Here is a 25,709-nt window from a genome sequence, read left to right as displayed (position 1 = left end):
AATAAAAAAACATCTTACCCGTCATCACGTTGTTAGGATAAATCAGTCAGACAAACTCTCATGTACGCCTCACTGAATACACGAAACCCACTCATCCTTACACCTACCATCCGGCTAATCCCAATTACTTTCTTCGCCCCGTCCTGCCACCCGCGGTGACAGAGTGACCCCCCCATTCATCATCCGCCCTTTGCGTTTACGAGCCCCGCCAATTGCCATCGGTAGGGGGGGTAAGAATAATGCTGTACGCATTACGATAGTGTTTGTTTTGCAGTTGACGTAGCCTTTTTTTTCCTTCGGAATTTCACCTAAATTCCCCACATGACTGACCGGCAACTAACCTGATTAATACAAAATCTCGGTTTGCGGATACCGTATTCCGCAGCCTTATCTAGCATGTATGTATTGTGTTTTGTTCAAAGTGTCTGTCATGGGAGGCCTGGTTTAGTCCAGGCCTCTTTTGTTTGTGCTGGATTCTACTGGCAGGGATAGCGGAGGGACTCCTGCCCCCACGATCTGTCAATTCTTATTAAGTTAGCCGCCGCCGAAATTGACCGCGGTTCGGGACACAGGTTTCTTCCTGCGCTCCGCCGCCCTCTGATTTCCCGGCACGAAGCTTAAAAATCCACGTACATGACTACCATCAAAGGCCCCGCCATATTCCTAGCCCAGTTCATGGGTGACGAACCCCCCTTCAATAATCTGGATGACATCTGCCGTTATATGGCCGGTCTGGGCTACAAAGGGGTGCAGATCCCCACCTGGGAAAGTCGATTGATCGACCTGGAGAAGGCCGCCGAGAGTAAGACCTACTGCGATGAGATCAAGGGGCGGGTGGCGGACCACGGGCTTGAGATCACCGAACTGGCCAGCCACCTACAGGGACAGATGGTAGCCGTCCACCCCGCCTACGATACCATGTACAATGCCTTCGCACCGAAGTCCGCCAATAACGACCGAAAGGCCAAAATGGAGTGGGGGACCAACCAGTTGCTGCTGAACGCCAAAGCCAGCGCCAACATGGGGCTTAAGGCGCATCCCACCTTTTCCGGAGCACTGCTGTGGCCATTCGTATACCCCTGGCCGCAACGCCCCGCCGGCTTAGTGGATATGGCCTTCAAGGAACTGGCCGATCGCTGGCGCCCCATCCTCAATGCTTTCGACGAAGTGGGCGTTGACGTCGGATACGAACTGCACCCCGGGGAAGATCTCCACGACGGCATCAGTTTCGAGATGTTCGTGGACGCACTCGACGGGCACGAGCGCGCCCAGATCAACTATGATCCCAGCCACTTCGTATTACAGCAACTGGATTATCTTGAGTTCATTGATCTTTACCATGACCGGATTTGCGCCTATCACGTGAAGGACGCGGAGTTCAATCCCACCGGAAAGCAGGGCGTCTACGGCGGATACCAGGGCTGGGCAGACCGCGCCGGCCGATTCCGCAGCCTGGGCGACGGTCAGGTCGATTTCAAGGGCATCTTCTCCAAACTGAGTAAGTACGGTTACGATAGCTGGGCCGTCCTGGAGTGGGAATGCGCCATTAAGAGCAGCGAACAGGGAGCGGCCGAAGGCGCTCCCTTTATCGCGGAGCACATTATCCAGGTCACGGAAAAGGCCTTCGATGACTTTGCGGATGCGGGTACCGACGAAGCGGCTAACAGGTCCATACTTGGCCTTTAGAGGCCAGCTTCACTTAGAGGTGTATGTCGGGCTGTTCGCGGCCCTGGTCTTGCTGAGCAGTTGTACGAGCGAGACCAAGGCTTCGGACGAAGAAGCCGCCGCATCCTCTTTCTGCCTCGACCTCGCAGTCGGCAGTCACCTTCCCCGCTTCGGCACGGACGGCGACCGACTGCTGCTTTCCTACGTCCTTTCCGACACTTCCGGACCGGCACGGCTGATGGTACGGGAGTGGCGGAAGGGGGAGTGGTCGACCGCGGTAGAAGTGGCGTCGGGTGCGAACTGGTTTGTCAACTGGGCCGATTTTCCATCGGTCAAGCCCCTGGGGAAAGGTCGTTTCTATCATTTCCTCGCTTACAGCGGTGACGGAACTTATGACTACGATGTACGCTTTGGAGTGAGCGGCGATTCTTCCTCCGAGCACCGTATCCTCCACAACGACGGCAAGCCGGCCGAGCACGGATTCGTTTCCAGCGCTCACCGACCGGATGGCAGGCTGCAGGTCACCTGGTTAGACGGTCGTTTTACGAAGCAAGAGGGGGCAGCAGCAGCGGTTGGTCACGATCACGGCGGCGGCGGGGCCATGACCCTGCGTACGGCTAACGTAGGCATGGACGGAAGCGTGAGCGAGCGCCAGGAACTTGACCACCGGGTCTGCGATTGCTGCAGCACCGCGACGACCGTGGTCGATGGGCGAGCCCTGATCGTATACCGCGACCGGACGGAAAACGAGATTCGAGATATCTCTTTCGTGCAAGAACTTCCCGATGGGAGCTGGTCCGAACCCCGTGCGGTAAGTCATGACGGATGGCAAATTGCCGGATGCCCGGTAAATGGTCCGGCCCTGGCCGCTAACGAAGCTGGAGATGCGGCAACCGCATGGTATACCGCCGCGGACGACGAGGCACGCATTCAGTTTGCCCGGTATGATCGGGAGAAGGGCACCTTCGGTCCAGCTATCGTACTCGACGATGACGAGCCCGCTGGTCGGGTTGACGTCAAAGTGGACCGCGACGGGGTGGCCTACGTCCTGGGGCTATCCCGGGGGATAGACGCCGACACCGGAGAACTCAGGTTGTGGACGATCCAAAAAAACGGGGAAGTGAAGGAGCGCGCCGTGGGTACGATGTCCACGGCCCGCAGCGCTGGTTTTCCGCGCTTAGCCATTACGGACGATGAAATTTGGGTAGCTTATACAAGTACGGATCCGCTTTCGCAGGTCAAATTATGCCGGATAAAATAGGGGCAGGGGTAGAGGGGGATGCTTCGCGCTAGCCGCGCAGGCGATCGAGCATGGTGCTTAGCTCATCGAAGTCCTTGTCGTCGAGGTTATTGAAATTTTCCACCATAGCGGCTTCGACGCCTTCGGAGGCTTTACCGACTACTTCCAGGCCTTCCTCCGTAATAACGATATCCACGCGACGGCGGTCGGTTTCACACTCCTGCCGCATGACGTAGCCTTTTTCCTTGAGTTTATCCACCAGTCGACTGGCGTTGCTCATTTTATCGAGCATGCGCTCGGTGAGCAACTTGATCGTCGCCGGTTTGCCATTGCGGCCGCGAAGGATGCGTAGTATATTGAACTGCTGAATGCTGAGGCCATAGGGACGTAGGGCCTGCGTTGTCCGTTGATTGATCCAGGCGGCAGTAAATATAATATTGACCTGGGTCCGGTGGGCGGGCGAGCGGAAAGTCGATTGTTGAATTTCTTCTTCGATAGATGGCATTCCTTTCATGTGATTACAAATAATACGCTGGTGTATGGGTTTTTGTTGTAAGTCCGGGAGGTGGCAGGATGTTCTATCTTCGCGCCAAACTGCTATATGAAGATTCTCGTGATCGGTGGGGGAAATATGGGCCGGACTTACGCCAGGAGCCTTTTACGCGCGCACCTGGTGAAGCAGGAAGATCTGATGATCCTGGAGCGCATTTCCGAAAAGATAGATGAGCTGAGGGGCGAAAAGCTGGGTACCGTCTATACCTCCGCCGAGTCTTGTCTGGCGGCGGCCGATCTGATCATCCTGGCCGTCAAGCCCCAGGACAGCGCCACCTTATTTGCCTCTCTCCGGCCGCTGACCGATCCGCAGCAGGTTTATTTGTCCATCATGGCGGGCGTGACGATCAAATCCATCCAGGACGGGCTGGGCGTAGCGAAAGTCATTCGGGCCATGCCCAACCTGCCCGCGCAGATCGGACTCGGGATGACTGCTTACACGGCCAGCGAGGCGGTTACCCGCATCGAGCTCGTACTCGTTCAGAATTTACTGAATACGACCGGCAAGGCGATCTACGTCGACGAGGAATACAGCATCGACGCCACGACGGCCATCAGTGGCAGCGGACCGGCCTACGTGCTCTACTTCATGCAGGCCATGATCGAGGCGGCAACGGAAATGGGATTCAACGAAAGCCAGGCGGAACTGCTCGTTGCCCAGACCTTCCGCGGAGCGGTGGAACTGCAGATGAAGAACGACCTCACCTGCCAGGAATGGATCGACCGGGTATCCAGTAAGGGGGGCACCACGGAGGCGGCGATGAACACCTTCCGGGCCACTAGCGTATTCGAAGACATCAAAAGCGGCGCTCGCGCCGCACTGGACCGGGCCGTCGCGCTCGGCAAAAACTGATTTATGAAGGCGATTCTATTCCACGAGCCCGGCGACGAAAGCCAGCTCTACCTTTCGGAGGTGGCCGACCCGGTCCTCCAGCCCCAATCCGTCGTTCTCCACGTCGCCGCCACGGCCCTGAACCGGGCCGACTTACTGCAGCGGGAAGGGAAGTACCCCGTTCCGGCCGGTGCCAATCCGATCATGGGATTAGAAGTCGCGGGTACCGTTATCGAGGTAGGGGAGGAAGTCGACAATTTCGAGGTCGGCGACAACGTCTGCGCCCTGGTCAACGGCGGGGGCTACGCCCAGCAGATCGCCGTGGACCACCGTATGCTGCTTAAACTGCCCGAGCGATTATCCTTCACGAAGGCCGCCGCCATTCCAGAGGTGTTTTTGACGGCCTTTCAGGCCCTCCACTGGATCGCCCAGGTGAAGAAGGGCGATACCGTCCTGATCCACGCCGGGGCGAGCGGGGTAGGTACGGCGGCCATTCAACTCGTGCGGCTAGCCGGTGCGGTCGCCATCGTAACGGCCAGTCCGCAGAAGCACCAGGCGGTAGAAAATCTGGGAGCGGCCCGCACGATCGATTACGAAGCGGAAGACTTCGACGAAGCCGTCAATGACTTTACCGGCGGGGAGGGAGCGGACATCATCCTGGATTTTGTAGGCGGGCCTTACCTGAAGCAGAACCTGGAGGCCGCGGCAACGGACGCCCGCATCGTGAGTCTCGCCGCGCTGGGGGGAGCCCGGGTAGAAGCCTTTAGCATGGCTCCCTTCCTGCGCAAGCGCATCCAGTTGACGGGAACCACCATGCGGAGCCGCACCGACGAGTACCGGCAGCGGCTAACGGCGGACTTCCGCGAGAAGATCTGGCCGCACTTCGCTAGCGGAGAACTGCAACCCGTGGTCGATACCATATACGATTGGGAAGACGTAGCCGCTGCCCACCGGTACATGGCGAGCAACGCGAACGTCGGCAAAATCGTCCTGACCATCGGGTTGGATTAACCGGGCAACCAAAGGTCCGGTCTCCGCTGTTTACCCGCTATGCCCGACGTACAGATCCATCACCTGGGCCGTTTGGCCTACGAACCCGCCTGGGAACTGCAGCGCCGATTGCACGCGGCGATGGTGGAACACAAGATGGCCAACCGGGCGCGGCACCGGGCGGGGGAAACGCAGCTGCCCCGACAGCAACACCACCTGTTATTTGTCGAGCACCCACCGGTCTATACGCTCGGTAAATCGGGAACGGCGGACAACCTATTGCTTTCCGAGGAGGAACTAGCCGCGCAGGGTTTCACCTTTCTGCGGATCAACCGCGGCGGCGACATCACCTACCACGGCCCCGGGCAGTTGGTCGTCTATCCCATTTTTGATCTCGATGAGTTCTTCAACGACGTCCATCGCTACGTCCGCAACCTGGAAGAGGTGATCATCCGTACGCTGGCGGACTTCGGGCTATCCGGCGAGCGGGATCCGGGCTTCACGGGGGTCTGGCTGGCCGGCGATCCCGCGCGCCGGCAACCGCGACGCAAGATCTGCGCCATTGGGGTCCACCTGAGCCGGTGGACGACCATGCACGGGCTGGCGTTTAACGTTCGGCCCAACCTGACGCACTTCGGTAACATCGTTCCCTGCGGCATCGCCGATCCCGACCGCTCCGTCACCAGCCTGAGCCTGGAACTTCGGCGGCCCGTAGAACTGGAGGAGGTCATTCCGGTAGTATCGCGCCACTTCCGCGAGGTTTTCGATTTCGTACCCACCAATGTCGGTGCCGGCCGCATCTTCCGTACGGAACCAAATGAGTAACCCCCTTGACCGAGCAGGAAATGATCGCCGGCTGCAAAGCAAAGGACCGCAGGGTACAGCGGGCGGTCTACGACCGGTATTCGCCCCTGATGGGGGCGGTGGCCCGCCGTTACTGCCGCCGGGACGCGGATGCCGAGGACGTCTTGGTGGCGGCTTTCTTCAAGGTCTTCGATAAGATCGACACCTTTACGGAAGAAGGCAGCTTCGAGGGGTGGATCCGTCGAATCGTCGTCAACGAATCGCTCATGCTGCTCCGGAAGAAACACGCGCTGAAACGCGCCAGCGAACTGACGGAGGTGAACCCGGCCAGCTATTCCATCCCCCCCGCCGCGGCCGAACGCCTGGCGGAAAAGGACATCCTTGATCTGCTCGATAAACTGCCCACCGGCTACCGTACCGTCTTCAATTTGTACGTGGTCGAGGGTTTTAAGCACCGTGAAATCGCGGAGATGCTCGAAATTAGCATCAACACCAGTAAATCCCAACTCATCCTGGCGAAGAAGCGTCTCCGGGAGCAACTCGAAAAACTGGGCTACCCCGCCCGCTAAAGTACCTAGCCATGTCAACCCCCGATTCCTTCGATCGACAGTTTCGCCGCACCGCGCGGGGCATGCGCCGACGCCCGTCGCCCGGCACCTGGGACCGCATCGAGCAGCGGCTGGATCACCGTACGCCGTCCGCCCGCTTCCTGGGCATACGGCCCTGGATGATCGCCGCCGTGGTGCTGATCGTGGCGGGTCTTGCCGTTCTCGGTCACATCGGCCAGCGTCCGGCCTACGATCCCCTGGCCCAGCGGGCCGAATCCATCGAGGAACTCAGCACCTCCTCCGGAACGCTCAACCGTATACCGGATTATTCTCCCATTGAGGAGGGGCGGGCGGACGGTGAGCTGCGCTCCCGCAGCGAATCCCGCGGCCGGCTTACCCCCGCACCCAAGTACCGTCTTTAGGCAAAGTCGTCTTCGTCGCCCAGTTCCATCCGCGCCCCGGCCAGTTCGCGCATCGCGTGCTGCTCTCCCAGGCGTTTGGTCACCTCCATACCCTCGCTGAATACCTTCCACGCTTCCTGCGGCCGTTCCATGCGTTGCAGGGTTTTGCCGAGGTGGTAGTACGTGCCCACGTATTCGGGCTGATCGTTGACCAGGCTACGGTAGATGTTGAGGGCCGCCGGATCGTTGCCCTCCTGCTCCCACTCCTTGGCCAGGGCAAAACGCAGAAAGGCGTCTTTGGGGGAGGCTTCCAGTAACTGTATGATTTGCTCTTTCCTTGTCATGGGGCAAAGGTACATCGGGGCAGTTGGTACTTTCGCAGCGCATGATGACCTACGCCGCCACCCTCGACTATCTTTTCACCCGCCTGCCGATGTACCAGCGTACCGGGGCGGCCGCCATGAAGAAGGACCTCACGAATATCCGGCTCCTGCTCGACGAGCTCGGCCACCCGGAACGCAATTTCCGCTGCATCCACGTGGCCGGAACCAACGGGAAGGGAACCGTCAGCCACCTGCTGGCCGCCGCTCTGCGGGCCCACGGTTACCGGACGGGGCTGTACACCAGTCCGCACTACAAGGATTTTCGAGAGCGGATCAAGGTCGACGGTACCTTCATCCCGGAAGCGGAGGTCGTCCGCTTCGTGGAGCGCATCCAGCCCGCGATCGAGCGGATCGAACCGAGTTTCTTCGAAATCACGGTCGCTATGGCATTTGATTTTTTCGGCGGAGCGCAGGTAGAATACGCCGTCGTGGAAGTGGGGCTTGGTGGCCGCCTCGACAGTACCAACGTCATCGATCCGGAGCTATCGGTCATCACGAATATCGGCTACGACCATATGCAGTTTCTCGGTGATACCCTGGCGGAAATAGCCGGCGAAAAGGCCGGGATTATCAAAGCCGGTCGGCCCGTCGTGATCGGCGAGACCCAACCGGAAACCGAGGAGGTGTTTTGCAAGAAGGCCGGGGAAGTCGGCGCACCCATCACCTTCGCCGAACGCCAGCCCGCCCACCCGTACGAAACCGACCTCCGTGGTCCCTTCGCCGGGACAAATTTGCAAACGGCGCATACCGCACTCCAGGTGCTCGGCCGAACGACGCAATTCGAGGTCAACGCTGACAAGGTAGCCTACGCCTTTAACCACGTACACGAACTGAGCTACTACATCGGCCGCTGGCAGACGCTGCGGGAAAAAGATCCGCTCGTCCTGGCCGATAGCGCCCACAACGGAGAGGGCTTACGGCCCGTACTGCGTCGACTCGGTGAGATCAAGCAGGAGCGGGGGGGAAGGTTACACATCGTACTGGGCGTGGTCAACGACAAGGATCTGACGAAGGCACTTCCGCTGTTTCCGTCTAGTGCCGTCTATTACTTCGTCAAGGCGGATATACCACGTGGTCTTGATGCCGCGGAACTCCGCCGGGCAGGGGAGGACTACGGCCTCATCGGCTCGGCTTACGATTCCGTCGGGGTAGGGTATGCGGCCGCCCTAAAGGGTGCCGCCCCCGACGATGTAGTCTTCGTCGGCGGCAGCATCTTCACGGTGGCGGAAGTGCTGTAAGGTAGCCTTAAATGCCCCACTTCAGGACCGCCGCGGCCCAGGTGAAACCGGCGCCGAAGGCGGCCAGCGCCACCACGTCACCTTTTTTTACGCGTCCCTCATCCCGGGCTTCCGAGAGGGCGAGGGGGATGGACGCCGCCGTGGTGTTCCCGTACCGCATGATGTTGTTGTAGACTTGCTCGGGCTTCAATTGCATGCTGTGCTGCACGAACTGATTGATCCGCAGGTTGGCCTGGTGCGGTACCAGGAGATCGAGATCTTCGACGGTCAGACCGGCGGCATGCAACGCCTCCTGGATAACTTCCGGAAATTTGCGGACGGCCATTTTAAAGACTGCCTGACCTTCCATGTGCGGATAGACGCGGCCCTTGTCCAGCATATCCTGGTTGAAGAATACGCCGCCGTAGGGGTTGTTGTCGAGATCGTAATCGACGTCGAAACCTTCCAGCCCGTATTTCTCGATGAAGTATCCGCCGTGGGCGCCAGGATACATATAGCTCAGCTTTTCGGCGTAGGTGCCATCGCTGTGCATCTTCGTGGCCAACACCGCCTTGTCCTTGTCTTCGGTGGCTTCCAGGATGACCGCCCCGGCCCCGTCGCCGAAAATGACGCTCACGCCGCGACCGCGGGTGGTGAAGTCCAGGCCTACGCTGTGTACTTCGGCCCCCACCAACAGGATCTTTTTGTACATCCCCGAGCGGATGAACTGGTCGGCGGTACTCAGGCCGTAGAGGAATCCGGAGCACTGCGCGCGTATGTCCAGGGCCGCGATCTCCGTCTTGGCGATACCCAGTTCCCGCTGCAGCAACACGCCGGATCCCGGAAAGTAGTAGTCGGGGCTCAGCGTAGCGAAGACGATGAAGTCGATCTCCTCCTTGTCGATGCCCGCGTCCGCGATGGCCCGCAGGGAGGCTTCGAGCGCCAGGGTAGTGGTAGTTTCTTTCGTGCGGTCGATGTAGCGGCGTTCCTCGATCCCGGTACGTTCCCGGATCCATTCGTCGCTGGTTTCCATCACTTCGGTCAGGTCCTGATTAGTGACTACGTTTTTCGGTACGTAGTGGCCGATACCGGTGATCGTGGAATATGGCATGCAAAAGACTTTAGCGATAAGGGCCGTAAAGGTAGAATAATGTTAGACGCATACAAACTGTTAGGTTTTGCGGCGGTGGCCGGCCGATTTGCCTAAAACAATCGCTTGCGACGGAAGTAGAAGATGACGGCCGCGCTGAGGATGATCGACAGGATCAGAATCAGCACGAAAGTGTAGCTCCCGTTTTGGAGGGGCATCGGTACGTTCATGCCGTAGAAGCTGGCGATAACCATCGGCACCGTGAGGACGATCGTGATCAGGGTCAGCCGCTGAATGGTGATGTTCAGGTTATTGGAAATGATGGAACCGTAAGCGTCCATCGTACCGTTGAGGATATTCGTGTAGATGTTGGCCATCTCCAGCGCCTGGCCGTTGTCTATGATGATATCCTCGAAAAGATCCCATTGCTCTTCATCGTGGCGGATGCCGAGGAAGTCGGCCCGTTTCATTTTCATTTTGAGCAGTTCGTTACCGTTCAGGGCATTGATGAAGTAGACCAGCGATTTTTCAATGCTCAGCAACTGCTTCAGCTCGCGGTTCCGGCTGCTGTCGTAAAGCTCCTGCTCGATGAGGTTTCGCTTGACGTTCAGGCGCTTGAGGCAGGTGAGGAAGCGGTACACGGTGTGCTCGAAGATGCGCAGCACGAAGTGGCTTCTCCGGGCCGGGTCCACGTTGCGGACCTTATTATCAATAAAGAGCTGCAGCACGGGGTGGTCCGGCGTGGAGCTGATCGTGATGAAGGCTTCCGGCGTCAGGATAATACCGATCGGGACGGTTATGTAGATACTGTCGTTCTCCGTTTCCACCTGACTGAGGACGGGCGTATTGATGACGATGAGCCGAGCGTCGTCTTCCCGTTCGTAGCGCGACCGTTCGTCAATATCGAGGGGGTCGGTCAGGAAATCGATCGGTAGCTCGTACCGTTCGGCGATTTCGGGAAGCTCTTCGGAGGAGAAGGGAGGGTAGAGGTGAATCCAGGCGTCGGGGGCGGCTTCTTCAACGCGTCCCAACTGGCCGTTTGTGCTGGCATAGTAGCGGATCATGGCGGGACGTTTTGGTGACGCGGGGACAAAGGTAGCAAAAGGGGCCACTTCACCAACGGACGGGCCTCGCAAAGACGTTTATCCCCGCCATTTTTCTCTTCCCGATAAAAAAATGCCGGGCTTTGCAACTTAGCGCCATCGACCCGACATTACCCACCCACATTACTTCACCAATTCATTATTCAATCATGACCCGCCCCGCCCGCGATCACTTATTCGAAGCGGAACTCCTCGTACACTACCGGGTGGTCTACAACTTCCTGTTGCGAATGACCGGCCATTCCAGTGATGCCGCCGACCTGACCCAGGAAACCTTCGCCCGCGCCTACCTGAAGATCGACCAGTACGAGGCGGGCACGAATGCCCGTGCGTGGCTATTTTGTCTGGCCCGTAACCTCTTCATCAATGACTATCGCAAGCGCAAGCGCCGCGGCGAACAGGAACTCGACGAGCGGACGGCCTTTCACCAGCGGGACGAGGTAAACCCCATGGCCGGTTTTGCCGATCTGCGCATCGCCGGAGCACTGGACCGCGACTTCAGCGACCCCATCCTCCGCGCGATGACCCTGCTGACGGACCGCCAGCGCGCTATCGTCCTGATGGCGGACCTGTACGACTTCGCCGAGAAAGAAATCGCCGAAGCCATGGAAATGCCACTGAATACGGTGAAGTCCGTGACACGCCGTGCCCGGATCGCCCTCATCAAGCAGCTGAGTGGCTACGCCGAGACAACTTTCGGCATTCTGAATACCCGCAATTTAGGTTAACGCATCGTGCCGCTCCGCATCCGCCGGGGCGGCACTTTTCAATTCATCCCATCATGTTCAATTCACATTCCCCCTCCAACGAACGTAAGCAACGTACGGAACGCATCTTGCCGGAAGTGGCCGATCGCCAATCCCAGCCCGTATGTAGCGACAGCGACCAGCTCGACGATGTGGCCGCCTTCAAGGTGTTTCTCAAACGCAATATGCGTCACGAAGCCCCACCGGCCGACCTACTCGGCAATATCCGCGCCAGAATCCGGGAAATGAACCCCGAAGGCTAAAACCCAAACGGCGGAGACGGACTTATAAGCGATAGTCAGCAATCTCACCGCATGGGGGCCACCCAAGAAAAAAAACTCGCCGTTCCGGATCTTATTCACGTATCCGACGACCAGCCCGGCTGGACCAGAAAGCCCGCTAAGCAGGGATTTCGCTACTTCCGTGAAGACGGAACCCTCATTAAAGATAAGCTCGTCCAGGACCGCCTGGCCTCCCTCGCCATTCCCCCGGCGTGGACGGAAGTCTGGATCTGCCCCCTCGAAAACGGCCACCTGCTCAGTACCGGTCGCGATGAAGCCGGCCGAAAGCAGTACCGCTACCACCCGGACTGGCTGGCCTTCAAGCAGCTCAACAAATTCAATACCCTCATCGAGTTCGCCGACGCCCTGCCGGGCGCGCGCCGGACGCTGCGTGGCATTCTTAAGGACGATACCCGCGGCTGGGGACAGGAGCGCGTAAGCGCCCTGGCCATTGCCATGATGGACGAAACCGGAATGCGCGTCGGTAATTCTTCCTACCGCAAACGGAATGGAACCATCGGCCTCACTACACTACGTCGAAAGCACGTGGAACTCGACGATACCGGTTTTCACTTCGAGTACACGGGAAAAAGCGGAATCGAGCGGGCCGTCGACCTGACGGATCCGACCCTGGTAAATCTGATTACAAATATTAGCGAACTGCCCGGTTACGAGGTTTTCCGCTTCCGTGGTGACGACGGCAAGATGCACAATCTGGATAGCAGCGACGTGAACGAGATGGTGCAGCAACTGCTGGGCCCCCGCTTCAGCAGCAAATACTTCCGTACCTGGGCGGGTACCGCCGCGGCAGTAGATGCCTACTGGGAATTGCAGGAGGAAAACGATGGCGGTTTACCCGAACGCCCCGACCTGCGGGTAGTGGAGCGGGTAGCGGAGTTCCTCGGCAATACGGTCAGCGTATGTCGGAAGTACTACATCCACCCCAGCGTTCTGGCGGCCGTAGCCGAAGAGCGCGTTCCCGCCGAATCCACCGTTACCGCCAAGGAGGAGGCTAAATTCGATGGCGAGTTCGACCACGACGAGATTATCGCTTACCGGCTTGCCCGCGGGTAACCCCCCGGCGGCCGGCGGCACTGGTGTTTCCGGTGCGAATTTCGCGGTAGATATTTGCCTTCGAGGGGTCAATGCGGGATAGCATCTCGATGACGGCCGTCTGCTCCGCACCGGTGGCTCCCTGGTAGATCTGGACGATCTCCTCCCGCTTGGCATCCACGAAACTCTGCACCAGCGCGCTGTTGGGGTAGGTTTGATTGGCCGATTGTACGTCCTGGATTGCCAAGGTGATATTTTGTCGGGCCTGCACGGGATCTACCAGCATCTGGTCGAGACCCAGCCGGTGGTAGGTGTAAGCCGCCCGGCGCATAGGCAGCATACGGGGACTCAGCAGGTTTTCAAGCAGGAGGTACCGGTTGTTGGTTTTACCCGCCGCGGTCCATCCGCCGCTGTTCAGGATGCCCGAGGGGAGGCGGTTGTAGATCTGCTGGGCTTCCTCGAAGTAGGGTTGTCCACCGAGCGCGGAAAAGGTATCGTAGTCCATGCCAAGTACGATGTAGGCATAAAATCCGATGATTGACGCCAACTCCGACGTATAAGTCTGATCCGACACCTGGATAGCCTGAAATTGCTCGTACGAAAATTCGATCCGCTTATCCTGGTAGTTGAGTACGGGCGTGACTTCTCCGGTTCCGTAGATGGGGCGGCTTGACTGGATAGCCAGCGTACCCGTGTAGCGGTTGGGAATGATTTCCTCGTCGTCGCCCTGGGTTTTGGTGGCTTCGGAGAGCGTCAGGAAGAGGATCGCCTCGATGCGTTCGTCTTCCTGGAAGACATCGTCCGTCCAGGTGCGGCTATTCAGGAAATTGACCAGTTCTTGTTCCAGAGTGGAAAAGACGTTCTTGTCCGTCTGGGTGACCTGCTGGGTATTGAGGTTGACCGTCCACTTGATCTCGCTCTGGGCGGTCAGGCAGGTAGAGGCTAAAAGCAGCATCAGGATCAGTCGCATAGCGTTGGTTTGTCGGCAACGAGCCGGTCGAGGATGTCATCCGCAACGGCCCGTTTAGGTTTTAACTCGAAGGGCGTCACCTTATTGCGGTCCACCAGCTGGATTTGGTTGGTATCGTGACCAAAACCGGCACCGGCGTCGCGCGGGGAGTTGAGCACGATAAGATCGAGGTTTTTCCGCACAAGCTTGCCCCTCGCGTTTTCCAGCCCGTTTTCCGTTTCCAGGGCAAAACCGATCAGGTACTGACCGCCGGTTTTCGTCCGGCCGAGTTCGGCCGCGATGTCTGGATTGCGGACCAGTTCCATGTGGATGGACCCTTCCTCCTTTTTGATCTTTTCCGGAGCGATCGTTTTCGGGCGGTAATCGGCAACTGCCGCGCTCAGGATGGCGTCCGTAGTCGCCGGCCAGCGTTCTACCGTCGCCTGGTACATCTCTTCGGCGCTGCGCACATGGACGGTAGTCACGTCGGGGGCGTCCGTAGACAGGTGAGTGGGACCCAGGATCAGCGTGACTTCCGCTCCTCGTTCGGCGGCGGCCTCGGCCAGCGCGATACCCATGCGTCCGGTGCTGCGGTTGCCCAGGTAGCGCACGGGATCGATGTCTTCCAGCGTCGGTCCGGCCGTGATCAATATGCGGCGACCTGTAAGGTCTCGCCGTCGCTCAAAATAATCGGCCAGCGTATCCAGGATTTCTTCCGGTTCGGCCAGCCGGCCCGCACCGCTCAGGCCACTGGCCAGTTCCCCTTCACCGACGTCAATGAGTCGGTTACCGAAGGATTGCAAGCGGGCGACGTTCTCTCGGGTGGTCGGATGCTGCCACATATCCACGTCCATCGCCGGAGCGAAGAACACGGGGCAACGGGCGGAGAGGTAGACGGCCACCAGCGCCGAATCGCAAATACCGTGGGCGAGCTTCGCCAGGGTCGTTGCGGTGACGGGTGCGATAAGGTAAGCGTCGGCCCAGAGGCCTAACTCCACGTGATTGTTCCAACTCGCTCCGCTGTGCACGGAAGAGACTACCTCTGCCTTGGACAAAGTGGCGAGGGTAAGGGGGGAAATAAAGTCGGTGGCCGAGGGCGTCATGAGTACCCGCACCTCCGCTCCGGCCTTGATGAGGCCGCGAACGATCAGGGCGGATTTGTAAGCGGCAATGCTACCGCATACGCCCAGGATAATTTTCTTGCCGGCGAGGCGCAAGCCTACAGTTCCTCGTCGTCCTCTTCCCGCCGCTCGTTGTAGCGGGAGTAGAGTTCTTCATCGAGGTATTCGCGCATGGCGATCAGGACGGGATTCGGCAGCTTCTCGTAGAACTTGGAGATTTCGATCTGCTCCTTGTTCTCGACTACCTCCTCGATGGTGTCGGTCACCTCGGCGAACTCCTCCAGTTTCTGGTCCAGTTCGTGCTTCAGGTCGACGGCCAGCTGGCGGGCACGGCGGCTGACGATGGCCAGTGATTCGTAAATATTACCGGTATCGCCAACGATGCGCTGGATGTCGCGTGCGGCGGTATCGGGGCTCATTCCTTGGGCGCGGGCTTTTATATCAGACATTTTCTATTTCTTTTAATTCTTCGATTGATTCGTTGAGGTACTTGGTGACCTCATCCACGTACTGGCTATCCGGGTAGCGGTTGATGAAATTCTCCGACAGCTCGATGGTCGTGCGGAGGCGTTCCGGCTTGCGGGCCAGAAAACTCCGGCTCGTGTATTCGTATTGTACCCGAGCCATCAGATAACGGATCTCCTCGGCACGTTGCGTTTCGGGATACTCCTTCAGGACGTTACCGAAGCTGGTCAGCGCCGATTCGTAACGCTCGATGTCCATGTACAGTTTGGCCGACTCAAAGTCCTTCAGTTCCATTTTCGCACGCATCTCATCGATGAGGGAGTTGGCCTGGTTGACCCGTTCGCTGTCGGGGTAGCGGTTGGCGAATTCCTCGAAGGCTTCGATGGCCTTCACGCTGTAGCTCTGGTCGAGCCGGTAAGTCGGGCTAAGCTGGTAATTGCTGAAGGCCGACATGAAATCCGCTTCTTCCCGCAGACTGCTGCCGCCGTAGGTCGTAGCAAACTGCTTGAAGTAGTAGCTGGCCAGTACGTACTGCCCGGTGTAGTAATAGGTATAGGCGTAGCGATACGCGATCTGTTCGGCCTGGGCCTGGCCCCGGTAGGGCGCAATCACCAGTTCGTAGAGCGTCTGCGCGCGCTGGTATTCTTCCGCGAGGTAGTATTCGTTCGCCTTGGCCAGGATGGTCTCCGGGTTGTTACTGGTGCGGATGGTTTCGAACTCCGACCGGCAACCCGTGAAGAGCAAGACAAAAAACAGGACAGAAAAAAGAATGCGGTTCTGCATAAGCGCGCAAAGATAAGGGTTTTTAAGAAGACACCGAGGGTAGGGGACAAGGTTGTATTTTGCCCCCGATCCTTCTTTACTATGCTACCGCCCCGACTGTCGGAACTCCGGTTATACTACAATACGACTATCCGTCCCGAGCTCCTGCGGCTGGAAGGGCTGCGCAAGCGGATTCTACGGGGCATTGCCCTTTCCCTGTTAGGGATACTGGCCGTCATCATCGTATTCCTGGTGTACGACCTCGGCTTTCTGATCCTCCTGCTGGTCGTTCCGGTCATATTCTATATCGGCTCCCTTTACCTCCGTATCGAGCGCTTTCGGCAATCCTTCAAGCCGGCCATCATGCGGCTGTTGCTGGATTTTATTAACGAGCTGCCGAATTACCGGAGCCTGCAGTACGAGTCCAAGCGTCCCATCCTGCGTGACCGCTTCGAGCGCAGCGGCCTCTTCCGGCCCCACCCCGATAGTTATAAGGCGGAAGATTACATCCGCGGGCTGGTGGGGGAGATGGCCTTCGAAATGGGGGAAGCCTACGTGCAGGAGATCAGCCCCGCCAGCAACCGTTTACAACTCGTATTCAGCGGGCTCTTTGTCCACGCGATTTTTAACGAGCCAACCAGCGGACGTGTCGCCGTCTGGCCGCGCCACAAACTGCGGCGACTCAAGCGGACGGTGGACGCCTACGTGGGCGCGAACGGCAGATCGGCCGACATCGAGATCATGAACGAGGGCTTCCGCGAAGTCTTCGCCGTATACGCCCACCCCGGCACCAAGGTCGCCGGTATCCTCACTCCGTCCATGCAGGAGGCGCTGCTGAATTTCCACGAGCGGGAAAAGCGCGACCTCTACTTCTCCGTGCACAACCAGGATTTATTTATCGGCCTGGAGCACGGCTACGATCTGCTCGAGCCCCACTTTTTCCGGTCGAATGTCTCCTTCCAGCTGATCCGGCAGTTCTACGCGGATATCACCCTGATCCTGGGCGTCATACAAGACTTCGACCAGACGCACTAACCTTTACACCGTTGGCAACCCTTCCGTACCCAGCAGGATCCCTTCCTTCATGGCGTACTCGCTAACGGTAATGCGGCGGATGTCACCGATTTCCATAACGTAGCGAATCAGGAGCATGGCCACCACGATCAGGTCGGCCCGTTCGGCGGGTACGCCATCGATAGCCAGCCGCTGCTCCGCGGTAGAAGCCACGATCTGGAAGTGAAGTTCTTCCAATCGGTCGAGTTTGAGCCGTTGGCCGGTAGGATGTACGGTGGCATCCGGATCGCGCAGTATCTCGGCCAGCACGTCAAATGTCCCCGCCGCGCCAACCAGGTGCTGGGTGGGGTACTCCTCCAGCATGTCGCGCAGCGGTACCAGCGTGCGGGCCAGGTGTTCGTCCAGGGCACGGATCTCCTCCTCCGAGATCGGGTCAGTCTGGTGGAATCGGCGTTGGAGCACCGCCACGCCGATGGGAAAAGACTGCCGCCAGTGGACCCCGGCCTCGGAAGCGAGGATGAACTCCGTAGAGCCGCCGCCGATGTCCATGATCAGGATGCGGTCTTCGAGCGGGGGCAGGGCCGCCAGGACGCCACGTGTTATCAGTTCCGCTTCCAGATCACCCGGAATCAGGCGGATAACGATGCCGGTTTCGAGTTCGGCTCGTCGCACGAATACCTCTCCGTTGGAGGCGGTGCGCAGGGCGGCGGTTCCGATGGCCGTTACCTGCTCGACTTCGTGCCCCTTAATCAGTTCAGCGAAGTAGCGCAGGGTTTCCATTCCGCGTTCAAAGGGACCCGGCCCGATCGTCTCGATGCCGTCGCTGGCCAGCTTGACGAACACCCGTTCGCGGTATACCTCGCGCACCCGCTCGCCTTCCTCAACGGCGGCTATGAGCAGGTGAAAGGTGTTCGTGCCCAGGTCGATGATGGCCCGTAAGGATTGGGAGGACATAGCAAATAGTTATTGCGGCGAAGGCGCAGGTAAAGGGCTGTTCGGTGAAGGCAGGCTTTCCCCGGATCCGAAAACATATACCGCCCGCAGACTAAGGCTACGCCCGCGCAGCCGGGGGGATTCCTCCACCTGGAGGTCGGTAAAGTGGCGGGACCAGCGAAAGTTGACGCCCACTTTCGGAGTCAGGTATAGGGTCACGCCCAGATTCAGGGCATAGGCTTGGTTTTGCAGTGCCAGATTTTCGGTGATATCATCGCCGGTGGCATCTTCAACCGTGTAGCTGATCAAGCGCTGGTAGGCGACACCGGCTTCGGCCGTGAACCGCCAGTCCTTATAGTACACCATGAGCGGAAGCTCGACGGTATTGAGGTGGATCCGGCTGTAGTCGCTGATGTTGAGACTGTTGCGGTTCCGCTTGGCACCTTGCTGACTGTAAACGATCTCGGGACCTACGCGCCAGTGTTCGCCAAGCACGGCCACTACCCGCAGTCCGGCATTTACCCCCGGCTGGTGAAAGCCAAGAAGGTCGTCACCGTCAACCTGACTTAGGCTGCCACCGGCCAGGGCGGCTGCCCGGAAGGTTTGGGCTCCGGCAGTAGACATCATCGCCACGGCCAGTAGTAGTGATAGCAAATATCGCATCGGGCAAAGGTACGCGAAGGCCCCGCTGACCAGGTGTCAATAGCGCCGGTTACCTTCGCGGTTTCTGAAAATCGTTTTACCTGCGCACCGCCGCCCTATGATCTCTACTACCAAACATTCGCTGAAAAAGCTGGAAACGCTGATGAAGGAACTGGGCTATACGGTTCGGTACGAGAAGGGGAATTTTACTTCGGGCTACTGCCTGGTCGAACAGCGTCGAATTGCTATCGTCAATAAGTTTTACGATACCGAAGGCCGCGTTAACGTACTACTCGATATTCTGAGCGGCTACACCGTCCCCCCCGAAGGCGTCGAGCTTACGCCCCCCTCCGAAAAGCTGTTCAAGAAGGTGCGGCGGCTACTGGAGCGGCAGGGTGACTCCGAGGAGGAATGACTACTCCGGGCGGTCGCCCCGGTCGTAGAATTCGATGCCTTCCCAGTTGACGTCAAGCTCCTGGGTCATCTTCCAGCGGCGGTTGTCGGGGTCCATGTAATAAACCGTCCGGCGTTCGTCGGTGGTTCCCATGCTCTCCGTTTTCCGGCGTGCAATCTGGATCAGGTCGAAGTTGGTGTCGAGATTGACGTCGGTGATATAGCTGTCCATTTGGAGGCACTCGTTTCCGCCGCAGTCACGGTAGGCGAGCGTTTTCAAGTGCTTCACGCGACCGTCGCGGATGGCGAACATATCGATCTGATCGCGGCGGGGAGCGTCCAGGCGGGTGAGGTACAGATTCTCCTCGATGCCCTTGATGGCAATGGTGGAGTAGAGGGTAGATCCCTCCTTATCGGCCATTTTGCGGAAGCGAGGGGGTAGCATGGCCATGGCGGTATCCGACATTTCCTGACCCCGTAGCAGGTAGGTTTCCAGCGGATCGATGGCCGGGTCGATGTAGATGTGGAGGTAGCCCACGTTGGATTCATCGAAGGTGGTGGCGAAGAGATCGGCACCCGTCGATTCTTCCAATGCGGTAGTCTGCATGCCCTCGCCTCCGACGTCCACGGGGCTCTGGGCCATAGTGCTCGCCGTCACGAGAAGCGTAAAAATAACTAGCAGGTGGTGGTGCATGTTGATTGTTGTTTCTTTGCCAATGCAACGCGAGAAAGGGGCAGAGGTGTTCTGTCCGGATGTATTCCGCCCCCTAATCGCCTAAAATGTCATATATGAGCTATGCCGAAGCTCTCGCCGAGCTCGAAACGATTCTGCAGGAACTGCAACAGACACCAACGGACATCGACCGGCTTCACGCCCGCGTCGCCCGGGCGGAGCAGCTGATCGCGTCGTGTCGGGCCACGCTACGCAGCGTCGAGGATGAGTTGGGCAAGCTGGGGCAAACCACCGACGCTGCCGTCGATCAATAGCCAAGACTACTATGAAGACGGTACTTATAACCGGTGCGACCGCCGGTATCGGACTGGAAACCGCCCGCGCGCTCGCTCACCACGGCTTTCATGTCCTGCTGCACGGACGTACGCCGGATAAAGCGCGGGATGCCGCCACCAAAATCCCCGGCCAGGTGACGCCGGTCTCCGGTGATCTCGGAGATCTCTCCGCGGTGCGCGATCTGGCCGGGAAGGTGAAAGATCTGGTGCCGCGCCTCGACGTACTTATCAACAACGCGGGGGTCTGGAATTCCCACCGGGAGCTGACACCCGAAGGAGTGGAGCTAACCTTTGCCGTCAATCACCTGGCGCCCTTCTTGCTCACCGGCCTGCTACGGGATCATCTGTCACCGGAAGGGCGCATCATCTGCGTTTCGAGCGATAGCCACCGGCAGGTGAAGGGGATGAACTTCGCGGATATCGGACTGAGTAAGAATTACCACGGTCTGCGAAGCTACGCGCAGAGCAAGCTGGGCAACGTCCTGTTCTGTTACGAATACGACCGTCGAAAGGAAGACCGGACAAGTATCTGCGCCGTGCAGCCCGGACTGGTCCAGACGGACATCGGACTGAAGGGCAATACCTGGTTGCACCGTCTGGCCTGGCGGGTGAGAAGACAAATGAGCGGTCACAAGACGGCGGCGGAAGGCGCCCGCACCAGCATATTTCTGGCTACCGTTGCCGATACGCCACCCAGCGGGCTTTACTGGGACGATATGGAGCCCAAACGTAGTTTCTCCAGCAGCTACAGCGAGGAAGAAGCGCGTAGGCTTTGGGCGCTTAGCGAAAAGCTAACCGGATTCCACTACGATTTCGACGGCGCAACGGCCGATCAGGATACCTCCAGGGGTTCGAGCGACGAAGGGGCCGGATCGCGGTAGCGGCTAAAGAGCTTTTCCAGGATGCGCATCCGTAATGGACGTGGCGTCAGGTAGCTGGTCATGATCAGGACGCGCGTAAGCCAGCCGGGTACGATAACCGCCTTGCCGTCCAACATGCCGCGGATTGCGCGGGGGGCTATGGCGTCGGGGGTGGTTACCAGTAACTTGGCGCGGTAGCCCTGCGCTTCGAGGCGGCGTAGCCCGTCGGCGTTGGTCAGGACCGGCCCCGGACAGATAACCGTAACACTGACGCCGTGGTGGCGGAATTCCTCGCGAAGGGCGAGGGAGAAGTTATAGACGAAGGCTTTGGTTCCGGTGTAGACGGTCTTATAGGGTAGGGGGAGGGTAGCCTCCATGCTACTCAGGTTAAGGATACCGCCGCCGCATTTGCGCAGTTGGGGAAGCAGGCGATAGGTCAGCTCGACCATCACCTGATTATTGAGGGTCATCATCGTCCGGTACTCGGCCCAGTCGGTGTGCTCGAAGAGCCCGCCCCGGCCAAAACCCGCATTGTTGATCAGGTAACTGACTGTGATGCCTTCTTCGTCCAGGAAGTCTACTACGCGATCGACTGATCCGGGCTGGGTAAGGTCGAGGGCGAGGCTACGGATATTATCGGCGGATTCGGAATGCAGCCGGTTGACAGCTTCGGCGAAATTTTCGTCGGGCAGGCCGACCGTCACCACCCCCATGCCCTGGCGCAGACTTTCGAAAGCGAGTGATAATCCTATACCGTGCGTTCCTCCGGTAACCAGGACCCATTCGGCGGCAGGTAAGGTGCTTGAACTCATAGGCTAAAGGTAAACAAAGGGGGATGCGTACCCGCAATTAATCTACCAATAGTCTACGACCGCCGGCGCACGTCTAACCGGCCACCTCGACGCGCGGCGCCAATACCTTGATGGCCCGGTTAAGGAAGCCAGGGATTACGGAGTCGTGGGTATGTGAAATTTTGGCCCGGTCGGTCAGGTCACCCATCAGCCGGATCCACTTCTCGCGTCCGTGTTCGGCGATCACTTCGGCCTTGATGTCGGGGCGGCTGAAGTGCTCGAGCATCCCGTCGGCATCCGCTTCCGGGTGGAATTGCGTGCCGACGATCTCGGGCGTCCACCGGATAGCCATGGTTGCCCGCTCCAGGTCGACGTGGGGGCGTTCCTTTTCAATCGCGAGGATAGTAGCGCCCAGCTCCTCCATACGCTCCGGATCGGGCTGAATAACCTGAAAGCGCCGAAAATCAGCGGCGGTGAAGGGGTCCGTTAATCCCGTAAAGACCGGGTCGTCTTCCCCCGCCGCGGTGATGTGCATGGGGAAGGTGCCGAAACTGAGGCTTTTGCGCTGGGTAACCTCGGCCATACCAAGGTGATGAACGGCCATTTGGAAACTGTGGCAGATAAAGAAGACGAACTTCTTTTGCTTATGCGATTCATTATAGGCAAGCACCTCATCGAACCAGTTTCCCCAAAGTCCTTCCCAGGTGCCATCGCCCTCGCGCGGGTCACCGGGCCCTCCGCTACTGATGTAAATGTCGTAGGAGAGATCGGGTAGATGGTGCGCGACGCGGACGTCGAACACCTCGTATTCGATCAGGTCGCTGAACTGTTCTACGATTTCCCGGATGCAGCGCATCCCCTGATTGGGGATACCGTTATAGAGATCTAGAATGGCGAGTCGGAGACGGCTCATGGTCAATTGGGGTTTATCTGGCAACGTAAATTAGACGAACGAAAGCGGGAAAGGTGACGTGGGGCTACGGGCAAGTTAGGTCTTTGTCACTAAACGGACGCGATCAGCGCCGGAGTATAGCTTAGCTGGTGGGTTCGTGGTCATACAAACAGACGAACCCAGTGGATGTTGGTACAGTGAACGTATCCGGGGACGGAAAAAGCAGCGATTGCATGATATCGGCGGGCATTCTGGCATAAGCCGGCAAAACGACCGTTCCGCAATGCGCGGGCTTCGGTCCTGACGTTTCGGCCCCCCTTGAATACCGCATTTTATCTAGCCCTGATCTTCAACGATGCCAGAACCAACAGCTACTCCGCTACCTGCTTCTGGAGAATCGTTACGCCGCTATACGTACTCAAGCAAATCGCTGATTTTCCGGATTCGGTAGGTTTCTCCCAGTTTCTGGCGGTCGGCCGCACCGGGGTGTCGCAGCCAGCAGGCATCGAAGCCGTACGACAGTGCTCCCCGGATATCGGCATTCGGGTTATCGCCGATGACGAGTACGCTGCCGGCAGGCGGATTACCCATTTGCCGGTTAGCGTGATCAAAAAAGGCGGCATGCGGTTTCGCTACGCCGAGCTCGTCACTGATTGCGATGAATTCGAAGTAGGGGGCAATGCCCGTATTAGCCAGTCGCGGGCGCTGTACCTCCTGCAGGCCGTTCGTGATCAGCCCGAGCCGGTATTTTTTGCTGACTGCATCCAGAACTTCGAGCGCCCCGGGTAACAGGTGGTGACTGGCCGCCAGGTAATTCCGGTAGCTCAGCGACAACTCCTCGGCCGGGTGATCGTGCCGGTAGTGTTCCAGTAGCCGCTGGAATCGGATATCGCGGAGTTGTTCCTTTGGTAGGCGGCCCTTTTCGTAATCGTCCCATGCCTCCCGGTTAATCAGTTGGTAGGTGCTGAGTATCTCGGCGGACCACGCGATATCTCTTTCCACCAGCGTTCTTTCCAGGGCGTGGGCCTCGGCGGCGTCAAAGTCCCAGATCGTGTTGTCGGCGTCGAAGAGGAGCCAGGTATACATAAAAGCTGCTTTGCGCGGCCAAGGTAGCGAGCGTATCGTTTGCAAGCCGTTAACAAGAAGGTTTCACCCGGATGGCCCGTTCAGACGTTAAACGTTTCATATTTGCGATCCACAAAACCTCCTTTTTATGCTTACTTCTCGCTTTTCGCTGCTTGCCGCCGTCCTTATGGCCTTCAGCGTATTCTCCTGCCAGCAGGGAAATGACGATGTCCGCGAGGCTGCCCGCCAGAACATCGAGACCGTAACCCCGGCCAACCCCAATGCCGCGGCTCCCGCACAGGCTAATGTAGCCGTTCCCTCCGGCCCGACCACCGGCATGGAGTTTGCGGAAACCGCTTTCGACTTCGGACAGGTAACCGAAGGAGAGATCATTACCCATACCTACAGCTTCACGAATACCGGTGACGAGCCCCTGATCATCTCCGACGCCAAGGGTAGCTGCGGTTGTACCGTTCCCAGCCGTCCTACCGCGCCCATCGCTCCGGGTGAGACCGGTGAGATCACCGTCCGCTTCGACAGCAATAATAAAGTTGGACAGCGGAACCAGCGCGTGACCATCACGGCTAATACCGATCCCGCTCAGACCGTGATCGCCCTCAACGGTACGGTCGTTGCCGACCCGAATGCCGTTCAGTAGGTCCGACCTGCATAAACTGCTCAAGCGCCCCGTCCAGTTGCTGGTCGGGGCGTTTGCTATTATATCGGTGCGGAAGCCTACTTTTGCGGCTTTCGTTTTTTGCCCATGTCCCGAAGAATCGCCATTTCTGATATCCACGGTTGCCTACGCACCTTTGAAGCGTTACTGGACCGAATCAGCTTGAGCACCACCGATGATCTGTACCTTCTCGGTGACTTCGTGGACCGTGGCCCCCGTAGCGCCCAAACGCTGAATCTGATCATCAAGCTGCAGGGAGAGGGCTACCGTATCCACGGCTTACGGGGCAACCACGATCAGTACATGGTCGATGCCATATTGATTGGAGATAAACACTCCCGCGCCACGTGGCGGAATGCCGGCGCGAAATCGACCCGCCAGAGCTATATCGGTCCGGGCAATCCGGAGGGCAAGATCGATCCCCTCCACGTCTACTGGTTGAATAACCTGCCTTACTACTACCTGCTCGACGATTACGTCCTCATACACGCCGGGCTGAACTTTCGGCGCAAGAATCCGCTCAAGGGAAAAAAAGCGATGCTGAATCGCCGCAACTGGTACCGCTACATCGACTACGAGTGGCTGGGTGATCGCAAGATCGTCCATGGGCATACCCCCCTGGCGCGCGTGCAGGTAGAGGCACAGGTGCACCCCCGTCGGCGCGCCTATCCCGTATTCGACATCGACGCCGGTTGCTTCCACACCAAGCCCGGCATGGGGCACCTCTGCGCTTTCAACCTGGACGAGCGTACCCTCACCTTCGTCCCCAACCTTGACCGATGAACTGGGACATAATTGAACGGGAACTCGATATGCGAACCAGCCGGTCCTCCGGAGCCGGCGGCCAGCACGTGAATAAAACGGAAAGTCGGGTCGAGCTCGTCTTCGACCTCCGCAACACGCAAGGCCTCAGCCGCCGCGAACGCGACAATGTCCGCTTCCACCTCGGCAACCGCCTCGACACCCAGGAACGCCTCTCGGTCACCGATCAATCCGATCGCTCCCAGCACACCAACCGCAAGCGTGCCCTGGCCGCCATGCGCCAGCTACTGGAGCGAGGCATCCGCAATCCACCCAAGAAGCGTCGCGCCGGCGCCTTCAAAGCCAACAATCGCAAACGGCTGGACCGGAAGAAGCGGCGGGGGGAGATTAAGAAGGGACGGGGGAAGATTGATTTTTAGAGGCTTGCCTTCGGCTGTGCGGTGGAGGCTTGCCTGGCGGCTGCGCGGTAGA

Annotated in this window: 32 protein-coding genes; 18 read left to right on the top strand and 14 right to left on the bottom strand. The window is 58.7% G+C overall.

What is annotated here, in order from left to right; all coding sequences use genetic code 11:
- Window positions 1-633 precede the first annotated feature (633 nt).
- Entirely contained in the window at window positions 634-1,686 is a 1,053-nt protein-coding gene (locus tag DRW39_RS17265) for a sugar phosphate isomerase/epimerase family protein (RefSeq protein ID WP_116108311.1), read from the top strand.
- Window positions 1,676-2,926: a hypothetical protein gene (locus DRW39_RS17260; protein ID WP_157976188.1), complete on the top strand. Its 1,251-nt coding sequence runs from the start codon at window positions 1,676-1,678 to the stop codon at window positions 2,924-2,926. Before DRW39_RS17265 ends, DRW39_RS17260 begins: the two co-directional genes overlap by 11 nt.
- A gap of 28 nt (window positions 2,927-2,954) precedes the next feature.
- Here the strand turns inward: DRW39_RS17260 and DRW39_RS17255 are convergent, their stop codons facing one another.
- A complete protein-coding gene (locus DRW39_RS17255) occupies window positions 2,955-3,410 on the bottom strand; it encodes a MarR family winged helix-turn-helix transcriptional regulator (RefSeq protein ID WP_116108377.1) in 456 nt (151 codons plus the stop codon).
- A 96-nt stretch (window positions 3,411-3,506) separates the two neighbouring features.
- Between DRW39_RS17255 and proC the strand changes: the two genes are divergently transcribed.
- The 5 genes from proC to DRW39_RS17230 are packed head-to-tail and all read left to right on the top strand — an operon-like array spanning window position 3,507 to window position 7,053.
- Complete coding sequence (gene proC / locus DRW39_RS17250) at window positions 3,507-4,310, top strand: pyrroline-5-carboxylate reductase (protein ID WP_116108309.1); 804 nt, start codon at window positions 3,507-3,509, stop codon at window positions 4,308-4,310.
- 3 nt (window positions 4,311-4,313) lie between these two features.
- The gene (locus DRW39_RS17245) at window positions 4,314-5,300 is read left to right on the top strand and encodes an NAD(P)H-quinone oxidoreductase (protein ID WP_116108308.1); all 987 of its coding nucleotides are present in this window, start codon (window positions 4,314-4,316) and stop codon (window positions 5,298-5,300) included.
- 39 nt (window positions 5,301-5,339) lie between these two features.
- Window positions 5,340-6,104 (top strand): lipoyl(octanoyl) transferase LipB, encoded by a 765-nt coding sequence (gene lipB, locus DRW39_RS17240; protein WP_116108307.1) that lies wholly within the window; start codon window positions 5,340-5,342, stop codon window positions 6,102-6,104.
- 5 nt (window positions 6,105-6,109) lie between these two features.
- A complete protein-coding gene (locus DRW39_RS17235; protein ID WP_116108306.1) occupies window positions 6,110-6,652 on the top strand; it encodes an RNA polymerase sigma factor in 543 nt (180 codons plus the stop codon).
- 11 nt (window positions 6,653-6,663) lie between these two features.
- A complete protein-coding gene (locus tag DRW39_RS17230) occupies window positions 6,664-7,053 on the top strand; it encodes a hypothetical protein (protein WP_116108305.1) in 390 nt (129 codons plus the stop codon).
- On the opposite strand, the gene DRW39_RS17225 is transcribed toward DRW39_RS17230, so the two are convergent.
- The gene (locus DRW39_RS17225; protein ID WP_116108304.1) at window positions 7,050-7,376 is read right to left on the bottom strand and encodes a tetratricopeptide repeat protein; all 327 of its coding nucleotides are present in this window, start codon (window positions 7,374-7,376) and stop codon (window positions 7,050-7,052) included. The genes DRW39_RS17230 and DRW39_RS17225 overlap by 4 nt on opposite strands.
- Window positions 7,377-7,417: 41 nt before the next feature.
- Here DRW39_RS17225 and DRW39_RS17220 point away from each other — a divergent pair, with 41 nt between their 5' ends.
- Window positions 7,418-8,653: a bifunctional folylpolyglutamate synthase/dihydrofolate synthase gene (locus tag DRW39_RS17220; RefSeq protein WP_232830180.1), complete on the top strand. Its 1,236-nt coding sequence runs from the start codon at window positions 7,418-7,420 to the stop codon at window positions 8,651-8,653.
- Between the two features lie 7 nt (window positions 8,654-8,660).
- On the opposite strand, the gene DRW39_RS17215 is transcribed toward DRW39_RS17220, so the two are convergent.
- Complete coding sequence (locus DRW39_RS17215; RefSeq protein WP_116108303.1) at window positions 8,661-9,743, bottom strand: beta-ketoacyl-ACP synthase III; 1,083 nt, start codon at window positions 9,741-9,743, stop codon at window positions 8,661-8,663.
- A 92-nt stretch (window positions 9,744-9,835) separates the two neighbouring features.
- Window positions 9,836-10,786, bottom strand: a complete 951-nt coding sequence (locus DRW39_RS17210) for a magnesium transporter CorA family protein (protein WP_116108302.1) — start codon at window positions 10,784-10,786, stop codon at window positions 9,836-9,838.
- A gap of 188 nt (window positions 10,787-10,974) precedes the next feature.
- On the opposite strand from DRW39_RS17210, the gene DRW39_RS17205 reads away from it, so the two are divergent.
- Genes DRW39_RS17205 through DRW39_RS17195 form a run of 3 tightly spaced genes read left to right on the top strand, consistent with a single transcriptional unit; the run spans window position 10,975 to window position 12,926 of the window.
- Window positions 10,975-11,553: a sigma-70 family RNA polymerase sigma factor gene (locus DRW39_RS17205; protein ID WP_116108301.1), complete on the top strand. Its 579-nt coding sequence runs from the start codon at window positions 10,975-10,977 to the stop codon at window positions 11,551-11,553.
- A 53-nt stretch (window positions 11,554-11,606) separates the two neighbouring features.
- Window positions 11,607-11,834, top strand: a complete 228-nt coding sequence (locus DRW39_RS17200) for a hypothetical protein (protein ID WP_116108300.1) — start codon at window positions 11,607-11,609, stop codon at window positions 11,832-11,834.
- Between the two features lie 51 nt (window positions 11,835-11,885).
- Entirely contained in the window at window positions 11,886-12,926 is a 1,041-nt protein-coding gene (locus tag DRW39_RS17195; protein WP_116108299.1) for a DNA topoisomerase IB, read from the top strand.
- Here DRW39_RS17195 and DRW39_RS17190 read toward each other — a convergent pair.
- Genes DRW39_RS17190 through DRW39_RS17175 form a run of 4 tightly spaced genes read right to left on the bottom strand, consistent with a single transcriptional unit; the run spans window position 12,898 to window position 16,223 of the window.
- Window positions 12,898-13,875 (bottom strand): DUF4835 family protein, encoded by a 978-nt coding sequence (locus tag DRW39_RS17190; protein WP_116108298.1) that lies wholly within the window; start codon window positions 13,873-13,875, stop codon window positions 12,898-12,900. The genes DRW39_RS17195 and DRW39_RS17190 overlap by 29 nt on opposite strands.
- Window positions 13,866-15,071: a bifunctional phosphopantothenoylcysteine decarboxylase/phosphopantothenate--cysteine ligase CoaBC gene (gene coaBC / locus DRW39_RS17185; RefSeq protein WP_116108297.1), complete on the bottom strand. Its 1,206-nt coding sequence runs from the start codon at window positions 15,069-15,071 to the stop codon at window positions 13,866-13,868. Before coaBC ends, DRW39_RS17190 begins: the two co-directional genes overlap by 10 nt.
- A gap of 2 nt (window positions 15,072-15,073) precedes the next feature.
- The gene (locus DRW39_RS17180) at window positions 15,074-15,424 is read right to left on the bottom strand and encodes a DNA-directed RNA polymerase subunit omega (protein WP_116108296.1); all 351 of its coding nucleotides are present in this window, start codon (window positions 15,422-15,424) and stop codon (window positions 15,074-15,076) included.
- Window positions 15,417-16,223: an outer membrane protein assembly factor BamD gene (locus DRW39_RS17175; protein ID WP_116108295.1), complete on the bottom strand. Its 807-nt coding sequence runs from the start codon at window positions 16,221-16,223 to the stop codon at window positions 15,417-15,419. Before DRW39_RS17175 ends, DRW39_RS17180 begins: the two co-directional genes overlap by 8 nt.
- Window positions 16,224-16,304: 81 nt before the next feature.
- Between DRW39_RS17175 and DRW39_RS17170 the strand changes: the two genes are divergently transcribed.
- Window positions 16,305-17,237 carry a DUF3137 domain-containing protein gene (locus DRW39_RS17170; RefSeq protein WP_116108294.1) on the top strand — a complete coding sequence of 311 codons (933 nt, stop codon included), beginning with the start codon at window positions 16,305-16,307 and terminating at the stop codon, window positions 17,235-17,237.
- A 3-nt stretch (window positions 17,238-17,240) separates the two neighbouring features.
- Here the strand turns inward: DRW39_RS17170 and DRW39_RS17165 are convergent, their stop codons facing one another.
- Together DRW39_RS17165 and DRW39_RS17160 are read right to left on the bottom strand one after the other, a co-directional pair.
- Window positions 17,241-18,170: an exopolyphosphatase gene (locus DRW39_RS17165; RefSeq protein WP_116108293.1), complete on the bottom strand. Its 930-nt coding sequence runs from the start codon at window positions 18,168-18,170 to the stop codon at window positions 17,241-17,243.
- A gap of 9 nt (window positions 18,171-18,179) precedes the next feature.
- Window positions 18,180-18,812 (bottom strand): outer membrane beta-barrel protein, encoded by a 633-nt coding sequence (locus DRW39_RS17160; protein ID WP_116108292.1) that lies wholly within the window; start codon window positions 18,810-18,812, stop codon window positions 18,180-18,182.
- 97 nt (window positions 18,813-18,909) lie between these two features.
- Here DRW39_RS17160 and DRW39_RS17155 point away from each other — a divergent pair, with 97 nt between their 5' ends.
- Window positions 18,910-19,206, top strand: a complete 297-nt coding sequence (locus DRW39_RS17155) for a hypothetical protein (RefSeq protein WP_116108291.1) — start codon at window positions 18,910-18,912, stop codon at window positions 19,204-19,206.
- Here the strand turns inward: DRW39_RS17155 and DRW39_RS17150 are convergent, their stop codons facing one another.
- Entirely contained in the window at window positions 19,207-19,878 is a 672-nt protein-coding gene (locus DRW39_RS17150; RefSeq protein WP_157976187.1) for a hypothetical protein, read from the bottom strand.
- Window positions 19,879-19,973: 95 nt separating this feature from the next.
- On the opposite strand from DRW39_RS17150, the gene xseB reads away from it, so the two are divergent.
- Together xseB and DRW39_RS17140 are read left to right on the top strand one after the other, a co-directional pair.
- The gene (gene xseB / locus DRW39_RS17145) at window positions 19,974-20,171 is read left to right on the top strand and encodes an exodeoxyribonuclease VII small subunit (RefSeq protein WP_157976186.1); all 198 of its coding nucleotides are present in this window, start codon (window positions 19,974-19,976) and stop codon (window positions 20,169-20,171) included.
- An 11-nt stretch (window positions 20,172-20,182) separates the two neighbouring features.
- Entirely contained in the window at window positions 20,183-21,073 is an 891-nt protein-coding gene (locus DRW39_RS17140; protein WP_116108288.1) for an SDR family NAD(P)-dependent oxidoreductase, read from the top strand.
- On the opposite strand, the gene DRW39_RS17135 is transcribed toward DRW39_RS17140, so the two are convergent.
- The 3 genes from DRW39_RS17135 to DRW39_RS17125 form a co-directional block, all read right to left on the bottom strand.
- Window positions 21,025-21,864 (bottom strand): SDR family NAD(P)-dependent oxidoreductase, encoded by an 840-nt coding sequence (locus tag DRW39_RS17135; protein ID WP_116108287.1) that lies wholly within the window; start codon window positions 21,862-21,864, stop codon window positions 21,025-21,027. The genes DRW39_RS17140 and DRW39_RS17135 overlap by 49 nt on opposite strands.
- A 73-nt stretch (window positions 21,865-21,937) precedes the next feature.
- On the bottom strand, window positions 21,938-22,756 hold the full coding sequence (locus tag DRW39_RS17130; protein WP_232830179.1) for a type 1 glutamine amidotransferase: 819 nt from the start codon (window positions 22,754-22,756) through the stop codon (window positions 21,938-21,940).
- Window positions 22,757-23,143: 387 nt separating this feature from the next.
- The gene (locus DRW39_RS17125; protein ID WP_116108286.1) at window positions 23,144-23,821 is read right to left on the bottom strand and encodes a YjjG family noncanonical pyrimidine nucleotidase; all 678 of its coding nucleotides are present in this window, start codon (window positions 23,819-23,821) and stop codon (window positions 23,144-23,146) included.
- Window positions 23,822-23,948: 127 nt separating this feature from the next.
- On the opposite strand from DRW39_RS17125, the gene DRW39_RS17120 reads away from it, so the two are divergent.
- From DRW39_RS17120 to arfB, 3 genes are all read left to right on the top strand, one after another.
- Complete coding sequence (locus DRW39_RS17120) at window positions 23,949-24,458, top strand: DUF1573 domain-containing protein (RefSeq protein ID WP_116108285.1); 510 nt, start codon at window positions 23,949-23,951, stop codon at window positions 24,456-24,458.
- 105 nt (window positions 24,459-24,563) lie between these two features.
- Window positions 24,564-25,259: a metallophosphoesterase gene (locus tag DRW39_RS17115; protein ID WP_116108284.1), complete on the top strand. Its 696-nt coding sequence runs from the start codon at window positions 24,564-24,566 to the stop codon at window positions 25,257-25,259.
- On the top strand, window positions 25,256-25,657 hold the full coding sequence (gene arfB / locus DRW39_RS17110) for an alternative ribosome rescue aminoacyl-tRNA hydrolase ArfB (RefSeq protein WP_116108283.1): 402 nt from the start codon (window positions 25,256-25,258) through the stop codon (window positions 25,655-25,657). The genes DRW39_RS17115 and arfB overlap by 4 nt, the downstream gene beginning before the upstream one ends.
- Window positions 25,658-25,709 lie beyond the last annotated feature (52 nt).

The organism is Lewinella sp. IMCC34191 (genome assembly GCF_003390935.1).
Classification (GTDB): Bacteria; Bacteroidota; Bacteroidia; order Chitinophagales; family Saprospiraceae; genus Neolewinella.
The sequence above is the reverse complement of the archived record's forward strand: the minus strand, read 5'-3'. Positions and strand labels throughout refer to the sequence as shown.

What these genes read in the sequence shown, in the direction of transcription:
- DRW39_RS17175 (WP_116108295.1), bottom strand. Translation starts at nt 16,223, where the DNA reads ATGCAGAACCGCATTCTTTTTTCTGTCCTGTTTTTTGTCTTGCTCTTC.
- xseB (WP_157976186.1), top strand. Translation starts at nt 19,974, where the DNA reads ATGAGCTATGCCGAAGCTCTCGCCGAGCTCGAAACGATTCTGCAGGAA.
- DRW39_RS17180 (WP_116108296.1), bottom strand. Translation starts at nt 15,424, where the DNA reads ATGTCTGATATAAAAGCCCGCGCCCAAGGAATGAGCCCCGATACCGCC.
- DRW39_RS17225 (WP_116108304.1), bottom strand. Translation starts at nt 7,376, where the DNA reads ATGACAAGGAAAGAGCAAATCATACAGTTACTGGAAGCCTCCCCCAAA.
- DRW39_RS17155 (WP_116108291.1), top strand. Translation starts at nt 18,910, where the DNA reads ATGATCTCTACTACCAAACATTCGCTGAAAAAGCTGGAAACGCTGATG.
- DRW39_RS17135 (WP_116108287.1), bottom strand. Translation starts at nt 21,864, where the DNA reads ATGAGTTCAAGCACCTTACCTGCCGCCGAATGGGTCCTGGTTACCGGA.
- DRW39_RS17215 (WP_116108303.1), bottom strand. Translation starts at nt 9,743, where the DNA reads ATGCCATATTCCACGATCACCGGTATCGGCCACTACGTACCGAAAAAC.
- DRW39_RS17120 (WP_116108285.1), top strand. Translation starts at nt 23,949, where the DNA reads ATGCTTACTTCTCGCTTTTCGCTGCTTGCCGCCGTCCTTATGGCCTTC.
- lipB (WP_116108307.1), top strand. Translation starts at nt 5,340, where the DNA reads ATGCCCGACGTACAGATCCATCACCTGGGCCGTTTGGCCTACGAACCC.
- DRW39_RS17150 (WP_157976187.1), bottom strand. Translation starts at nt 19,878, where the DNA reads ATGCACCACCACCTGCTAGTTATTTTTACGCTTCTCGTGACGGCGAGC.
- DRW39_RS17195 (WP_116108299.1), top strand. Translation starts at nt 11,886, where the DNA reads ATGGGGGCCACCCAAGAAAAAAAACTCGCCGTTCCGGATCTTATTCAC.
- DRW39_RS17265 (WP_116108311.1), top strand. Translation starts at nt 634, where the DNA reads ATGACTACCATCAAAGGCCCCGCCATATTCCTAGCCCAGTTCATGGGT.
- DRW39_RS17205 (WP_116108301.1), top strand. Translation starts at nt 10,975, where the DNA reads ATGACCCGCCCCGCCCGCGATCACTTATTCGAAGCGGAACTCCTCGTA.
- DRW39_RS17245 (WP_116108308.1), top strand. Translation starts at nt 4,314, where the DNA reads ATGAAGGCGATTCTATTCCACGAGCCCGGCGACGAAAGCCAGCTCTAC.
- DRW39_RS17115 (WP_116108284.1), top strand. Translation starts at nt 24,564, where the DNA reads ATGTCCCGAAGAATCGCCATTTCTGATATCCACGGTTGCCTACGCACC.
- DRW39_RS17220 (WP_232830180.1), top strand. Translation starts at nt 7,418, where the DNA reads ATGATGACCTACGCCGCCACCCTCGACTATCTTTTCACCCGCCTGCCG.
- DRW39_RS17230 (WP_116108305.1), top strand. Translation starts at nt 6,664, where the DNA reads ATGTCAACCCCCGATTCCTTCGATCGACAGTTTCGCCGCACCGCGCGG.
- DRW39_RS17125 (WP_116108286.1), bottom strand. Translation starts at nt 23,821, where the DNA reads ATGTATACCTGGCTCCTCTTCGACGCCGACAACACGATCTGGGACTTT.
- DRW39_RS17130 (WP_232830179.1), bottom strand. Translation starts at nt 22,756, where the DNA reads ATGAGCCGTCTCCGACTCGCCATTCTAGATCTCTATAACGGTATCCCC.
- DRW39_RS17165 (WP_116108293.1), bottom strand. Translation starts at nt 18,170, where the DNA reads ATGTCCTCCCAATCCTTACGGGCCATCATCGACCTGGGCACGAACACC.
- DRW39_RS17160 (WP_116108292.1), bottom strand. Translation starts at nt 18,812, where the DNA reads ATGCGATATTTGCTATCACTACTACTGGCCGTGGCGATGATGTCTACT.
- DRW39_RS17170 (WP_116108294.1), top strand. Translation starts at nt 16,305, where the DNA reads ATGCTACCGCCCCGACTGTCGGAACTCCGGTTATACTACAATACGACT.
- DRW39_RS17140 (WP_116108288.1), top strand. Translation starts at nt 20,183, where the DNA reads ATGAAGACGGTACTTATAACCGGTGCGACCGCCGGTATCGGACTGGAA.
- arfB (WP_116108283.1), top strand. Translation starts at nt 25,256, where the DNA reads ATGAACTGGGACATAATTGAACGGGAACTCGATATGCGAACCAGCCGG.
- DRW39_RS17255 (WP_116108377.1), bottom strand. Translation starts at nt 3,410, where the DNA reads ATGCCATCTATCGAAGAAGAAATTCAACAATCGACTTTCCGCTCGCCC.
- DRW39_RS17210 (WP_116108302.1), bottom strand. Translation starts at nt 10,786, where the DNA reads ATGATCCGCTACTATGCCAGCACAAACGGCCAGTTGGGACGCGTTGAA.
- DRW39_RS17190 (WP_116108298.1), bottom strand. Translation starts at nt 13,875, where the DNA reads ATGCGACTGATCCTGATGCTGCTTTTAGCCTCTACCTGCCTGACCGCC.
- proC (WP_116108309.1), top strand. Translation starts at nt 3,507, where the DNA reads ATGAAGATTCTCGTGATCGGTGGGGGAAATATGGGCCGGACTTACGCC.
- DRW39_RS17200 (WP_116108300.1), top strand. Translation starts at nt 11,607, where the DNA reads ATGTTCAATTCACATTCCCCCTCCAACGAACGTAAGCAACGTACGGAA.